The organism is Brachybacterium sp. GCM10030268 (assembly GCF_042666305.1).
In the GTDB taxonomy this organism is placed as follows: Bacteria; Actinomycetota; Actinomycetes; order Actinomycetales; family Dermabacteraceae; genus Brachybacterium.
The window spans coordinates 21,539-33,911 of record NZ_JBHTCW010000007.1 but is presented as its reverse complement, the minus strand read 5'-3'; the positions used below and the strand labels follow the sequence as shown (position 1 = coordinate 33,911).

Here is a 12,373-nt window from a genome sequence, read left to right as displayed (position 1 = left end):
GAGGGGATCACGGCTCGCTCATCGTGACCACGACCTTCCCCGTGCCCCGGCCGCGGCCCAGGCTCGCGAGGGCCTCGGCGCCGCGCTCGAGCGGGTAGCGCGCGCTGACCGTCGGCCGCAGCCGGCCGCTTTCCACCAGGTCGAGCAGGGCGGCGAGGTCCTCCCGGGATTCGTGGGAGACCAGCATGACCAGGCGCTGCCGGGAGACAGGGTTCAGCAGCGCCGCCAGCGCGGAGCGGCCCAGCCCGCCGGCCACGGCCCGTTCGGGCTCGGAGCCGACGATGACCAGCGCGCCCGTCGGCGTCAGTGCCGAGCGCAGGCGCCGCAGCGGGCGGTGGCCGCCGGTGTCGATGATGGCGTCGAATGGGCCGCGCTCCAGCGGGTCCTCCCGGGTGTGGTCGATGACCTCCGCGATGTCCAGCTCGCGCACCAGCTCGACCTTCCCGGTGCTGCAGGCCCCGGTCACCGCCGCGCCGTCGGCCCGTGCGATCTGAGCGGCGAGATGCCCCACGCCGCCCGCGGCGCCGAGCACGAGCACCCGCTGACCGGGCCGCACCCGAGCCGCGTCGCGCACTGCATGCAGCGCCGCGCAGCCGGAGACGGGCAGGGCCGCGGCCTCCTCGGCGCCCAGCGTGTCCGGGCGCCGGTGGAGCCGGTCGGCCCGGGCCCGCGCGAACTCAGCCAGGGATCCGTCACCGCTGCAGGCCAGGCCGAACACTTCGTCACCGACCGCGAATCCCTCGACGTCCTGTCCGAGTGCGTGGACGCGCCCGGCGAGATCGCTGCCCAGCACACGGCCCTCCCGCCCGGGGCGCGAGAGCCGCACCATGGCCGGCCGGCCCTCGAGGAGATGGACCACGCCGGCATCGAGCCCCGCGGCCGCCACCTCCACCACGACCTCTCCCGGTCCCGGCTGCGGCATCGGCCGCTCCCGCAGCGGCAGCGTCTCCGGCCCTCCGAAGCGCTCCTGGACGAGTGCGCGCATAACATTCCCCTTACGCCGTAAGCCTTACGCTGTAAGTCAACGTAGGCTGGCTTCGCGCGGACGTCAAGGGCGGTCTGCGGCCGAGGGAACGGACGAGGGGGCGGACGACGGATGGACTCGCGGCGGTCGACGCAGCGCGCAGCGCTCACACCGGAGCGCATCGTCGCGGCGGCGCTCGAGCTGGCCGACGCCGACGGCATCGCGGGCGTCTCCATGCGCGCGGTCGCCGGCCGCCTGGGCGTGCAGGCGATGTCGCTGTACAACCACATCCCGGGCCGCGAGGCCCTGCTCGACCACATGGTCGATGCCGTCTTCTCCGAGATCTCCCCGCCCGATCCCGCGGCCGGCTGGCGGGCCGCGATGGAGCAGCGAGCCTGCTCCGCGCGCGCCGTGCTCGCGCGCCACCACTGGGCCGTCGGCCTGCTCGACTCCCGCAGCCGGCCGGGCCCGGCCACGCTCGAATACCACGAGGCGACCCTGCGCTCCCTGCGCACCCACGGCTTCTCCGTCCCGGCCACCGCGCACGCCGTCGCCGCACTGGACGCCTATATCTACGGGTTCGTGCTGCAGGAGGTGAGCCTGCCGTTCTCCAGCCCCGATGAGCTCGAAGCCGTCGCGGAAGCCCTCCTGGACGAGGAGACGGCCCGCCGCTACCCCTTCTTCACCGAGTTCGCCCGGACCCATGCGCTGCAGCAGGGCTACGACTTCGGCGCCGAGTTCGAGCACGGCCTGACGATGCTGCTGGATTCCCTCGCCCCCGACCGGCCGGACGTTCCCACCTCTTGACGTCGGTCCCCCGAGCGGGGAGATTGAGCGCACAGTCACACGACGCAGTCTCAGCCCCAGAAAGCAGGGAGCGCGATGAGCACGAGCACAGTCGAGAGATCACGAGGAAGCTACGTCGATCGTCCGTCGTCCAGTTCGCTGGCCGACGTCGTCGAGATCATCCTGGACAAGGGCCTGGTCATCGACGCCTACGTCCGCGTCTCGCTGGTCGGGATCGAGATCCTGACGGTCGACCTCCGCGTCGTCATCGCCAGCGTCGACACGTACCTCCGCTTCGCCGAGGCCACCAACCGGCTCGACCTCACCCAGCAGGGCGGGCGCGATCTGCCCGACATGATGGGCGGCATGGTCGAGGACGGCGCCCAGGGCAAGACCAAGGGCGCGGTCCAGGGCCTGAAGGACGCCGTCATGCCCGGCAAGGGCGATTCGGACGGCGATGAGCAGAACGCCGAGCAGAACACGCAGAAGCAGGCCTCGGAGTCCGAGTGACGTCGACCCCTGCCATGACCACCGAGACCTCTGACCTGTACCTGTACGGCGTCGTGCCGTCGGACTACGAGGTCCCGGGCGACCTCCAGGGCGTGCAGGGCAAGCCCGTGCGCACGGTCGGCTCCGGCCGCACCGCCGCGGTGGTGGGCGAGCTGGAGCCGACCGAGGCACTGGGCACCCCCGACGACCTGATGGCGCACACGCGCGTGCTCGATGCCATCGGCCGGACGCGTCCGGTGCTGCCGATGGCCTTCGCGACCGTGTTGGAGGGTGACGCCGACGTCGAGGCCGACGTGCTCGCACCCCGCGAGGACGTCTACGTCCAGGCGCTGGAGCACCTCGAGGGACACACCCAGTACACGCTCGCCGTGCGGTTCGACCGCGACCAGGCACTGCGCGAGATCGTCACCAGCAACGACGAGGCGGCCCGCCTGCGCGAGGCGATCGCCGGCACCAGTGAGGACGAGACCCGCCCGCAGCGGATCCGCCTGGGCGAGATCATCGTGCGCACCCTGGAGAGCTGGCAGCCGGCCGAATCCGACATGGTCCTGGCCCGGCTCCGCGAGGTCACCGCCGACGTCTCCGTGCGCAGCACGGGCGGGGCGGACGACGTGGTCGAGGCCGCGGTGCTCGTCCCCCGCGGGGAGCTCGAGCCCTTCGAGGCCGCGATCGAGGACCTCGCCCGCGAGCACCACGAACGCCTGCGCTTCCGACTGGTGGGGCCGCAGGCCCCGTACGACTTCGTGCCGGAGGTGTAGCGAGCATGGGACTGTTCTCCGCCCTCCTGGGCGCACCGCTGCTGCCGATGCGGGGCACCGTCTGGGTCGCCGAGCAGGTGCTCGAGGAAGCCGAGCGCCAGTACTACGATCCCGCCGCGATCCGCCGCGCCCTCGAGGAGGTCGCCGACGCCCGCCAGGCCGGCAGCATCGACGAGGACGAGGCCGACCGGCTCGAACGCGAACTGGTCGCCCGGCTGATGGAATCGACCCGCCGAGCCCGCGCGAAGGAGACACCATGAACGACGACGAGAACCAGCAGCAGGGCCACGGCGAGGACCAGGGCGAGCAGCAGAGCCAGGACCAGGCCGAGCAGCAGAGCCGCCGCGTCTCCGCCGTCGACGCCGTCAAGAAGGCCCTCGACCAGTTCAGCACTCTGACCGGCCGGGCCCCCGAGTCCGTCGTCGGCGTCCGCTGGCACGAGGACCGCTGGAAGGTGCGCCTCGAGGTGGTCGAATCCCGCCGCGTCCCGGACAGCGCCGATCTGCTGGCCGAGTACGAGGTCGATCTCGACGGCGGAGGCGACCTGCTCTCCTATGATCGGAAGGACCGATACGTCCGCGGCCGCCCCTCGGACTGAGTCCCGGGTCCCGACAGTCAGGAGTCAGTGATGAGCATGGTCAACCAGTCCGGCCGCGCGATGGAGCCCCAGCGCGACCGCGAGGGGACCCTCCTGCACGTCGTCGAGACCCTGCTGGACAAGGGGCTCGTCCTCAACGCCGACATCATGGTCTCCGTCGCCGGCGTCGAGCTGCTGGGCATCCGGATCCGCGCGGCCCTGGCCTCGTTCGAGACCGCAGCCCGCTACGGCCTGGACTTCCCCGCCGGCACGGACCGCGACACCGTCGCCTGGCGCGAGGCCATCGAGCAGAAGGACACCTGCCCGCAGTGCGGCAAGCGCGCCGAGCTCAAGCAGCTGATGAACGAGTTCTGCCCCTGGTGCGGCTGGCAGAGCGCGAAGTCGAAGAGCCTCGAGGCGGGGGAGACCCGGGAGCTGGACTCCGCGGCGCAGGCCGACGCGGGGACCCGGGACGACTGAGGCCGCCGTCGTGGCCGAGCCCTCCGAGGGATCCCAGCGCGCCCTGGAACCCACGCGCGACCCCCGCGCGACCCTGCCGGATCTCATCGAGGTCCTGCTGAACAAGGGCGTCCACCTGGACCTGGACCTCATCATCTCGGTGGCGGAGATCCCGCTGATCGGGGTGAACCTGCGCGCGACCATCGCCGGCATCGAGACCATGCTGGAGTACGGCATGATGCGCCAGTGGGACGAGCAGACCCGCGCCTGGGTGCGCGCCTCGATGGCCCGCCACCTGCCGCTGGCCGACGGGGAGGACCTGATCGCCAAGATGGCCGGCGGCCACTACCAGGAGGGCTTCCACCGCACCTGGCGCCCCGGCAGCGCCTACCTCACCGACCGGCGCCTGATCATCCACCGCCGCGATCCCGCCGAGACCCTCTGGCAGGCGCCGCTGGCAGCGATCACCGCGATACGCCCGATCCGCGAGGACTCCGTCGGCGGCGAGCAGCGCACCCGGATCCTGGTCACGCTCGAGGACGGGACCGAGTCCAAGCTCTCCGCCGTCGAGCCCGACCGCCTCATCTCGCTCGTCCGCGAGCAGACCGGGCTGACCGGCGACGACGAGCCCGTCGACGTCGGCCCTCTGCGCGAGGGGCCCATGTGGTACCTCGAACCGCGGGCCGACGGGGGGATCTGGCGCACCGGCCGGGCAGTGCTCAGCGCCGACGAGGGCCTGGTGTGGAGATCGCCGCTGGACATGCGGGCACCGGTGCGGATCCAGCCGGCCGAGATCACCGCGGCGGAGCTCACGGACGTGCCCGACCCCACGGCCGACGCGACGATCCTCGAGCTCACCACCGCCGACGGCACGATCCGCCTCTCGGCCCCGGACATCGCACAATGGCAGCAGCAGCTCCAGGAGCGGAAGGAGGTCTCCCATGGCACTGGAAGTCGATGAGGCGAGCCTCAAGCACGGCGTGCTCACCCTGGTGGTCACGCTGGTCGAGGTGATCCAGGAGGCGCTGGAGACCCAGGCCGTGCGCCGGATGGAGGGCGGCGATCTCACCGAGGAGGAGCAGGACCGGCTGGGCGAGGCGCTGCTCGAGCTCGATGAGGCCATGGAGCAGATCAAGGCCGAGCACGGCATCACCGACTCCGTCACCGACCTCCACCACGGACTCGACGACGTCGTCGACGAGGTGGTCGACAAACTGATCAATCCCGCCCGCTGGGCCGAGGAGCAGCGGAAGGACACCACTGGATGAGCGAGCTGTACGTCTATGCGGTCGTTCCGGCCGGCCCGTTCCGCCCCCGCGTCCGCGGCATCGACGGCAAGGAGCTGGACGTCGTCACCTCCGAGGCTGCCGGCGTCGCCGCCGTCGTCCACGCTCATGACGCGCCGCCGTACGAGGGGCCCGACGACGAGGTCAAGCGCTGGATCCTCGAGCACAGCGACGTGGTCGAGGACGCCTGGAACGGGGCCGGCGCGGTACTGCCCGTGTCCTTCAACGTGATCGTGCGGCCGGACGACGAGACGGGCGCCTCGGCCGCCGATCAGCTGCGGGCCTGGCTGGAGTCCACCGGGGACGGCCTGGCGCGCCGGCTCGGCGAGCTCGACGGGACCGCCGAGCTGCGCATCGAGATCTCCCTGGACCGTGAGGAGCACACGCAGGCAGACCCGGAGATCGCGCGTCAGCTGGAGGAGTTGGCCGATCGTCCCGCCGGGGTGCGCCGGCTGATGGAGAAGAAGCTCGAGAAGACCTCGAAGGAGCGCACGGATGCGGCGGCCGACGAGCTGTACCCCTCGTGGCGCTCGCGGATCGCCGCCCACTGCCTCGAGATCGAGGAGTACCGCGCGCCGGTCCGCGAGGCCTCTCTGGTGCCGGTGATCACTGCCGCCTGCCTGGTCCGGGCCGATGCGACCCGGGCCCTGGGCGAGGAGCTCGCCGAGATCGACGACTCCCTTCCCGCCGCCCGCATCCGCTTCCTGGGGCCCTGGCCCCCGTACTCCTTCGCGGACGTCGGCGCGCCGCAGTAGCCTCAGCCGAAGATCGCCCGTAGCGTCACGACACTGATGGCGCCGATGAGTCCGGCGCACGGCAGGGTGATCACCCACGCCAGCGCGATCGGCCGCATCAGCTTCCAGTTCGCGGCCCGGTTGACGATGCCGACGCCGAGCACGGCGCCGATGAGGATGTGCGTGCTGGAGACGGGCAGGCCCAGCACCGAGGCCGCCATGACGACGCCCGCGGCGGAGAGCTCGGCGGCGAAGCCCGAGGCCGGATGCATCGTGGTGAGGTTCGTGCCGACGGTGCGGATCACCCGTCGGCCGATGAACCACAGCCCCGCCATCAGCGCGACACCGCAGGTGACCATGGCCGGCAGCGGCACGGCGGCCTCCGCGTCGATGGACTGGTCGCGCAGCACGTCGATCACCGCGGCGAACGGGCCGATGGCGTTGGCGATGTCGTTGGAGCCGTGGCTGAAGGCGAACGCGGCGGCGGTGAAGACCTGCATCCAGCTGAACATGAGGAACGTCGAGCGCGAGAGCGTCTGGTCCTTCAGGGTCTTGGCGAAGATGAACACAGCCATCCACACGGCGGCCCCGATCATGCCCATGATCAGGAAGTTCCCCACCGAGCTGATCTCCAGGTGGAGATTCTTCAGCCCCTTGAACAGCAGCATCGAGGAGATGACGATGGAGCCGAACGCCGCCAGCAGCGGCACCCAGGTCTCCAGCGCCCGATGGGTGTCCACCGCGTCCCGATCGGACTCGATCTCGTGGAGGCGGCGGAAGTAGTCCGATTCGAGCTCCTCGGGATCGACATCGTGCTGGGTGACCGTCACGGCGTCGCGGGTCATCGCGTTGGTGTAGGAGATCTGCTGGAGCTCGTCGAGCCGCTCGAAGTCCCTGCGGTGCTCGCGGCGCAGCTCGGCCCGCTTCTGCTTGAACTCGCGCAGCTTGGCGTCGGCCTCCTCGTTGTAGACCAGGATGTGCTGCTTGATCCGGCCGAACAGGAACCAGGCGACGGCTCCGCCGAGGACGGGGGAGAGCACCCAGGAGAAGGCGATCTGGCCGATCTGGCCCCACTGGATCATCTCCGCGCCGCCCGCACCGGTGACGACGCCGAGGGTCAGGGCCGCCCCGACGATGCCGCCGATGATGGAGTGGGTGGTCGAGACCGGCCAGCCCATGCGGGTGGCGATCAGCAGCCAGACGGCCGCGCCCAGCAGGGCGGACATCATGATGAACACGAAGTCCATGGGGGCGAGGTCCACGGCGCCGAGGTCCACGATGCCGCTGCGGACCGTGTCGGTCACCTCGCCGCCGGCGAGCACGGCGCCGCTGACCTCGAAGATCGCCGCGACCATGAGGGCCTGCTTCATGCTCAGGGTGCCGGCGCCGACGGAGGTGCCGAAGGAGTTGGCGACGTCGTTGCCGCCGATGTTGAAGGCCATGAACAGCCCGAAGATGATCGTGGTGATCAGGATCGTGCGGTTCGCCTCGTCCCCGATGTAGTCGAAGGACCACAGGGTGAAGCCGATCAGTGCGATGGCCATCAGCAGGCCGAAGCTGACATGCCACCAGCGGTCCGGGCCGAGGAACCCGGCCTTCTCGGTGGGGATGTCTGCGCGGGGCGGGGCGGTGTCCTGAGACATGTGAGGAGCTCCCGAGGAATGAGAGGACTGTCCGCCCACAGGGTGCGCCGCGCGGGGAGAATCCAGGTGACCTCTCAGTGGACACCTGAGGACGGACCGCCGAACTCCGGGAAGCTCGAGGCGTACAGCGGTCAGCGCGACAGTTACCGAACCGTGACAGCGCGTCCCGGGCGGTGGCCGAATACTGACCGGATCCTCGCCCCGGCCCAGTCTCGGGTATATGTCCAGCACTGCGACGCACTGCCCGTACTGTGCCCTGCAGTGCGCCCAGACGCTCACCGCCACCGATGGGGAGCCGCTGGAGGTGGACGGCCGCGACTTCCCCACCAACCGCGGGGGCCTGTGCCGCAAGGGCTGGACCTCGGCGGAGGTCCTCACCGCCCCGGACCGGATCACGACGCCCCGGCTGCGTACGGCCGACGGGCAATTCCGCGACGCGAGCTGGGACGAGGCCCTCGACGTCGTCGCCTCCGGCATCCGCGAGCAGCAGGCGCGCCGCGGTGCCGATGCCGTCGCCGTGTTCGGGGGTGGGGGCCTGACCAATGAGAAGGCCTACGCCCTGGGCAAGTTCACGCGGGTCGTGCTGGGCTCGCGCTTCATCGACTACAACGGCCGCTTCTGCATGTCCGCCGCTGCGACCGCGTCGAACCGCTCTCTCGGGCTGGACCGCGGTCTGGGATTCCCGCTCGCCGATCTCGGCGGCGCGGACGCGGTGCTGCTGCTGGGCTCGAACGTCGCCGCGACCATGCCCCCGTTCGTCCAGCATCTGGCCGGAGTGCGGGAACGGGGCGGGCTCGTCGTGCTCGACCCGCGCGCCTCGGCCACCGCGGCGCTGACGTCCGACGGGGCCGGCACCCACCTCGCCCCTGTGCCAGGCACCGATCTGGTGGTAATCCTGGCCCTGATCCACGTGGTCCTCGCCGAGGGACTGGTCGACGAGGAGTACGTCGACCAGCGCACCACGGGGCTCGAGGATCTGCGCGCCGCCGCGGGCCTGTGGTGGCCCGAGCGTGCCGAAGCCGTGTGCGGGATCGGGGCCGATCAGATCCGCGGCGTCGCGCGCTCTCTCGCCGCGGCGTCCCCGTCGCGAGGCGGTGGTGGCGCCTACATCCTCACCGGCCGCGGCGTGGAGCAGTCCACGCAGGGCACCGCGACGGTCACCGCCGCCATCGACCTGGCCCTGCTGCTGGGATTGATCGGCCGGCCCGGTTCGGGGTACGGGCCCATCACCGGCCAGGGCAACGGCCAGGGCGGTCGCGAGCACGGACTGAAGTCCGACCAGCTGCCCGGCTACCGCCAGATCGCCGACCCCGCCGCCCGCGAGCACGTGGCCGGCGTCTGGGGCATCGACCCCGATTCCCTGCCCGGCCCCGGCGTGCCCGCGGTCGAGCTGCTCAGCGTGCTCGGCACGCCGGACGGCCCCAGCGCCCTGATCGTCAGCGGCGCCAACGTCGTCGTCTCCGCCCCCAACTCGGCGGCGGTGCGGGAGCGGCTGGCCTCGCTCGATCTCCTCGTGGTGCTGGACACCGTGCCCTCGGAGACCGCCGAGTGCGCCGACGTGATCCTCCCCGTCGCCCAATGGGCCGAGGAGGAGGGCACCATGACCAACCTCGAGGGTCGCGTGATCCGTCGCCGCCGCGCCCGGCCGGCGCCCGGTGAGGCCCGCAGCGAACTGTGGATCCTCCACGAGCTCGCCGCCCGTCTCGGCCACCCCGAGGGCTTCCCCACGGACGCCTCGGCCATGTTCGACGAGCTGGCCCGCGCCTCCGCCGGCGGCCGCGCCGACTACGCCGGTCTCAGCCACGAGCGCCTCGACCGCGAGGGCAGCATCCAGTGGCCGTGCCCGGCTCCTGACCATCCCGGCACTCCGCGGGTTTTCCTCGACGGCTTCCCCACGCCCGACGGCCGCGCGCGCCTGATCCCCGTGGAGCACCTCGTCTCGCACGACGACGTGCGCACCGACGCCCCGATCCACCTGACCACCGGGCGCCTGCTCGAGCAGTACCAGTCCGGGGCGCAGACCCGCCGGGTGCCCTCGCTGCTGGCGGCCCGGCCGGAGTCGTTCGTCGAGATGCACCCCCTGCTCGCGGACCGGCTCGGCATCGAGGAGGGCGACGGCGTCCACCTGCGCACGCGTCGCGGGGAGACCACCGCGCCCGCACGGATCACCGAGGCCATCCGCCCCGACACCGTGTTCATGCCCTTCCACTACTCCGGGCCGGGCAGCGCCAACCTGCTGACGAGCGACGCCACCGACCCGTTCTCCGGGATGCCCGGATTCAAGATGACCGCCGTCGAGATCACCCCCCAGGAGAGGAGTCCCGCATGAGGATCGTCGTGATCGGACACGGCATGGTCGGCTCCAGGTTCGCCGCCGACATCGTGCGCGCCGACCCGCCGGCCCAGGTCACCGTGCTGGGCCAGGAGGACCACCAGCCGTACAACCGCGTGATGCTCTCCTCCCTGGTCGCGGGGAGGACCGACGCCGGCTCCCTCGCGCTGGAGACCGAGTCGAGTGACCGCCTGCGGGTGCTGCGCGGGGTGCGGGCCGTCGGCATCGACCGCGCCCGGCGCGAGGTGACCGACGCCCGCGGCGAGCTGCACACCTACGACCGGCTCGTGCTCGCCACCGGCTCCGCCCCGCGGATCCCCGACGTGGCCGGCCTGCGCGCCGCCGACGGGCTCGCCGGCGGCATCAGCGCCCTGAAGGATCTCGACGACGCCCGACGGATCCTGGAGACCGCGGGCCGTGCCGAACGGGCCCTCGTCCTGGGAGCCGGCGTGCTCGGCCTCGAGGTCGCCACCGGCCTCGCCGCCCGGGGACTGCGCGTCACGCTGGTCCACCACCGCGACCGGCTGATGGAGCGGCAGCTGGACCCGGATGCCTCCGAGATCGCCCGCACCTCCCTGGAGCGGCTCGGCATCGACGTCGTCACCGGCGTCACCGCTGCTCGCGCCACTCTCGAGAAGGGCCGGGTGGCGAGCGTGGAGCTCTCCGACGGCAGCTCGCACCCGGCGCAGCTGATGGTGCTGTGCGCCGGCACCGTCCCGCACGTGGCGCTGGCCTCCGAGGCGGGGCTCGAGTGCGATCGCGGCATCGTCGTCGGCCATGATCTCGCGACCACGCTGGATCCAGCCGTGTTCGCCATCGGGGACTGCGCCCAGCCGCCGGAAGGGGCGAGCGGCCTGGTCGCGCAGGGCTGGGAGCATGCCCGCCGGCTCGTCGAGTCCTGGACACCGCGCAGCGCGGACGCGCCGGTCGCACCGGCCGCCGCGACGGACTCGCTGCGCGGGCGCGAGCTGGTGCGCGTCAAAGCCGTCGGCTTCGCGCTGGTGGCGATGGGCCGCATAGATCGGCCCGAGCCGGAAGCACATGCGCCGCGGTCAGTACGCCTGAGCGACCCCTCCGGCGGCCGCTACACCGAGGTGGTGGTGCAGGAAGGCCGGCTGATCGCCGCCACCGTGATCGGGGATGACGAGGCGGCGGCCTCGCTCAGCGCGGCCTTCACCCGCCGCACGCCGGTCCCGCGCGACCCGGTGCATCTGCTCGCCAGGCCACTGGCGTCCCAGGCGGCGGCTCCCGTGCGCCGGCCGCAGGAGATGGACGACGCCGACGTGATCTGCCAGTGCAACGGGGTCACCAAGGGCACGATCTGCGGGGCCATCCGCTCCGGATGCGCCACCCCGGCGGCCGTCTCCAAGGCCACCCGCGCCGGCACCGGCTGCGGCACCTGCCGCTCCCAGCTCGAGGAGCTCATCGCGACGGACGACGGTCAGGTGCCGGCGATCCTCGACCCCTCGGCCGCCGCGGAGCATCAGCCGGCCTGAGCGACGGGCCGGCGAGCCTGCATGAGCCGATCGGCGCCCGCGACCCGCGCGACCAGGGCGAGCCGCGCCCGCCGCGGCAGCAGACCCGCGACCCACGCGACCGGACCCGTCGACCGGTTCGCCTCGGCGGTCGGGCCGGGGACGGGTCTCTCGACGGCGCGCAGCATGGCCGTCGCCACCTGCTCCGGGGTCTTCCGGTTCCCGCTGTACTGCTCGCCGCCGATCCGGTCGAAGAATTCGGTGGCGGTCAGGCCGGGGGCGAAGGCCACGGTGCGGATACCGCTGCCGCGCAGCTCCCACCACAGGGCCTCGGTCAGCGCGATCCCGAAGTTCTTCGTCGCGGCGTAGGTGGCCATGCCCGGGATCGGCTGGTACCCCGCTTCGCTGGTGACGTTTATCAGCATGCCGTGACCCGCCGCGCGCAGGTCGGGGAGGAAGGTGTGGCACAGGTCGACCACGGCCGCGATGTTCACGGCGACCTCGTCGGCCAATCGTTCGGGGTCCTCGTCCTCGAACGCTCCGTCGCTGCCGAAACCGGCATTGTTGACGAGGCTGGTGACGCCCACTCCGCGCCGCGCCAGCTCGTCGCGGATCGCCGGGCCGGGACGACGCACGGAGAGGTCGGCCGGGACGGTCTCGACGCGGATGTCGTGAGCGTTCCGCAGCTCATGGGCGAGGGCGTCGAGCCGGTCGATCCGGCGCGCCACCAGAACGAGGTCGGAGCCACGGGCGGCAAGCTCCCGAGCCACGGCACGGCCGATACCCGAGCTGGCGCCGGTGATGAGGGTGGTCTGTGAAGAGAAGTCGAGGTTCGTCATGACGCCACCA

14 protein-coding genes are annotated in these 12,373 nt (G+C 72.0%); 11 read left to right on the top strand and 3 right to left on the bottom strand.

Annotation, left to right across the window (positions count from 1 at the left end; genetic code table 11):
* Positions 1-7: 7 nt before the first annotated feature.
* A complete protein-coding gene (locus ACFQRD_RS11065; RefSeq protein WP_377018018.1) occupies positions 8-985 on the bottom strand; it encodes an NAD(P)-dependent alcohol dehydrogenase in 978 nt (325 codons plus the stop codon).
* Between the two features lie 111 nt (positions 986-1,096).
* On the opposite strand from ACFQRD_RS11065, the gene ACFQRD_RS11060 reads away from it, so the two are divergent.
* The 9 genes from ACFQRD_RS11060 (at position 1,097) to ACFQRD_RS11020 (ending at position 6,095) form a co-directional block, all read left to right on the top strand.
* Positions 1,097-1,771, top strand: a complete 675-nt coding sequence (locus ACFQRD_RS11060) for a TetR/AcrR family transcriptional regulator C-terminal domain-containing protein (protein ID WP_377018020.1) — start codon at positions 1,097-1,099, stop codon at positions 1,769-1,771.
* A gap of 75 nt (positions 1,772-1,846) precedes the next feature.
* Positions 1,847-2,260 (top strand): gas vesicle protein GvpJ, encoded by a 414-nt coding sequence (gvpJ, locus tag ACFQRD_RS11055; protein ID WP_377018022.1) that lies wholly within the window; start codon positions 1,847-1,849, stop codon positions 2,258-2,260.
* Positions 2,257-3,018 carry a GvpL/GvpF family gas vesicle protein gene (locus tag ACFQRD_RS11050; protein ID WP_377018025.1) on the top strand — a complete coding sequence of 254 codons (762 nt, stop codon included), beginning with the start codon at positions 2,257-2,259 and terminating at the stop codon, positions 3,016-3,018. Before gvpJ ends, ACFQRD_RS11050 begins: the two co-directional genes overlap by 4 nt.
* Before the next feature lie 5 nt (positions 3,019-3,023).
* Complete coding sequence (locus ACFQRD_RS11045; RefSeq protein ID WP_377018027.1) at positions 3,024-3,278, top strand: gas vesicle protein GvpG; 255 nt, start codon at positions 3,024-3,026, stop codon at positions 3,276-3,278.
* Complete coding sequence (locus tag ACFQRD_RS11040) at positions 3,275-3,616, top strand: gas vesicle protein (protein WP_377018029.1); 342 nt, start codon at positions 3,275-3,277, stop codon at positions 3,614-3,616. Before ACFQRD_RS11045 ends, ACFQRD_RS11040 begins: the two co-directional genes overlap by 4 nt.
* A gap of 30 nt (positions 3,617-3,646) precedes the next feature.
* Complete coding sequence (locus ACFQRD_RS11035) at positions 3,647-4,075, top strand: gas vesicle protein (RefSeq protein ID WP_377018031.1); 429 nt, start codon at positions 3,647-3,649, stop codon at positions 4,073-4,075.
* Between the two features lie 10 nt (positions 4,076-4,085).
* Positions 4,086-5,015, top strand: a complete 930-nt coding sequence (locus ACFQRD_RS11030) for a gas vesicle protein (protein WP_377804238.1) — start codon at positions 4,086-4,088, stop codon at positions 5,013-5,015.
* Positions 4,996-5,322: a gas vesicle protein K gene (locus ACFQRD_RS11025; protein WP_377018033.1), complete on the top strand. Its 327-nt coding sequence runs from the start codon at positions 4,996-4,998 to the stop codon at positions 5,320-5,322. The genes ACFQRD_RS11030 and ACFQRD_RS11025 overlap by 20 nt, the downstream gene beginning before the upstream one ends.
* The gene (locus ACFQRD_RS11020) at positions 5,319-6,095 is read left to right on the top strand and encodes a GvpL/GvpF family gas vesicle protein (protein ID WP_377804237.1); all 777 of its coding nucleotides are present in this window, start codon (positions 5,319-5,321) and stop codon (positions 6,093-6,095) included. The genes ACFQRD_RS11025 and ACFQRD_RS11020 overlap by 4 nt, the downstream gene beginning before the upstream one ends.
* A gap of 2 nt (positions 6,096-6,097) precedes the next feature.
* Here the strand turns inward: ACFQRD_RS11020 and ACFQRD_RS11015 are convergent, their stop codons facing one another.
* Positions 6,098-7,717 (bottom strand): inorganic phosphate transporter, encoded by a 1,620-nt coding sequence (locus ACFQRD_RS11015; protein ID WP_377804235.1) that lies wholly within the window; start codon positions 7,715-7,717, stop codon positions 6,098-6,100.
* Between the two features lie 220 nt (positions 7,718-7,937).
* Between ACFQRD_RS11015 and ACFQRD_RS11010 the strand changes: the two genes are divergently transcribed.
* Together ACFQRD_RS11010 and ACFQRD_RS11005 are read left to right on the top strand one after the other, a co-directional pair.
* Complete coding sequence (locus ACFQRD_RS11010; RefSeq protein WP_377804233.1) at positions 7,938-10,046, top strand: molybdopterin oxidoreductase family protein; 2,109 nt, start codon at positions 7,938-7,940, stop codon at positions 10,044-10,046.
* Positions 10,043-11,545: an FAD-dependent oxidoreductase gene (locus ACFQRD_RS11005; protein ID WP_377804231.1), complete on the top strand. Its 1,503-nt coding sequence runs from the start codon at positions 10,043-10,045 to the stop codon at positions 11,543-11,545. Before ACFQRD_RS11010 ends, ACFQRD_RS11005 begins: the two co-directional genes overlap by 4 nt.
* On the opposite strand, the gene ACFQRD_RS11000 is transcribed toward ACFQRD_RS11005, so the two are convergent.
* Positions 11,533-12,363 (bottom strand): SDR family NAD(P)-dependent oxidoreductase, encoded by an 831-nt coding sequence (locus ACFQRD_RS11000; protein ID WP_377792418.1) that lies wholly within the window; start codon positions 12,361-12,363, stop codon positions 11,533-11,535. The genes ACFQRD_RS11005 and ACFQRD_RS11000 overlap by 13 nt on opposite strands.
* Positions 12,364-12,373: the final 10 nt, after the last annotated feature.

Bases quoted from the DNA above. Each gene is read 5' to 3' on its own strand.
- ACFQRD_RS11065 (WP_377018018.1), bottom strand. From the start codon at position 985: ATGCGCGCACTCGTCCAGGAGCGCTTCGGAGGGCCGGAGACGCTGCCG.
- ACFQRD_RS11060 (WP_377018020.1), top strand. From the start codon at position 1,097: ATGGACTCGCGGCGGTCGACGCAGCGCGCAGCGCTCACACCGGAGCGC.
- gvpJ (WP_377018022.1), top strand. From the start codon at position 1,847: ATGAGCACGAGCACAGTCGAGAGATCACGAGGAAGCTACGTCGATCGT.
- ACFQRD_RS11045 (WP_377018027.1), top strand. From the start codon at position 3,024: ATGGGACTGTTCTCCGCCCTCCTGGGCGCACCGCTGCTGCCGATGCGG.
- ACFQRD_RS11040 (WP_377018029.1), top strand. From the start codon at position 3,275: ATGAACGACGACGAGAACCAGCAGCAGGGCCACGGCGAGGACCAGGGC.
- ACFQRD_RS11035 (WP_377018031.1), top strand. From the start codon at position 3,647: ATGAGCATGGTCAACCAGTCCGGCCGCGCGATGGAGCCCCAGCGCGAC.
- ACFQRD_RS11025 (WP_377018033.1), top strand. From the start codon at position 4,996: ATGGCACTGGAAGTCGATGAGGCGAGCCTCAAGCACGGCGTGCTCACC.
- ACFQRD_RS11020 (WP_377804237.1), top strand. From the start codon at position 5,319: ATGAGCGAGCTGTACGTCTATGCGGTCGTTCCGGCCGGCCCGTTCCGC.
- ACFQRD_RS11015 (WP_377804235.1), bottom strand. From the start codon at position 7,717: ATGTCTCAGGACACCGCCCCGCCCCGCGCAGACATCCCCACCGAGAAG.
- ACFQRD_RS11010 (WP_377804233.1), top strand. From the start codon at position 7,938: ATGTCCAGCACTGCGACGCACTGCCCGTACTGTGCCCTGCAGTGCGCC.
- ACFQRD_RS11005 (WP_377804231.1), top strand. From the start codon at position 10,043: ATGAGGATCGTCGTGATCGGACACGGCATGGTCGGCTCCAGGTTCGCC.
- ACFQRD_RS11000 (WP_377792418.1), bottom strand. From the start codon at position 12,363: ATGACGAACCTCGACTTCTCTTCACAGACCACCCTCATCACCGGCGCC.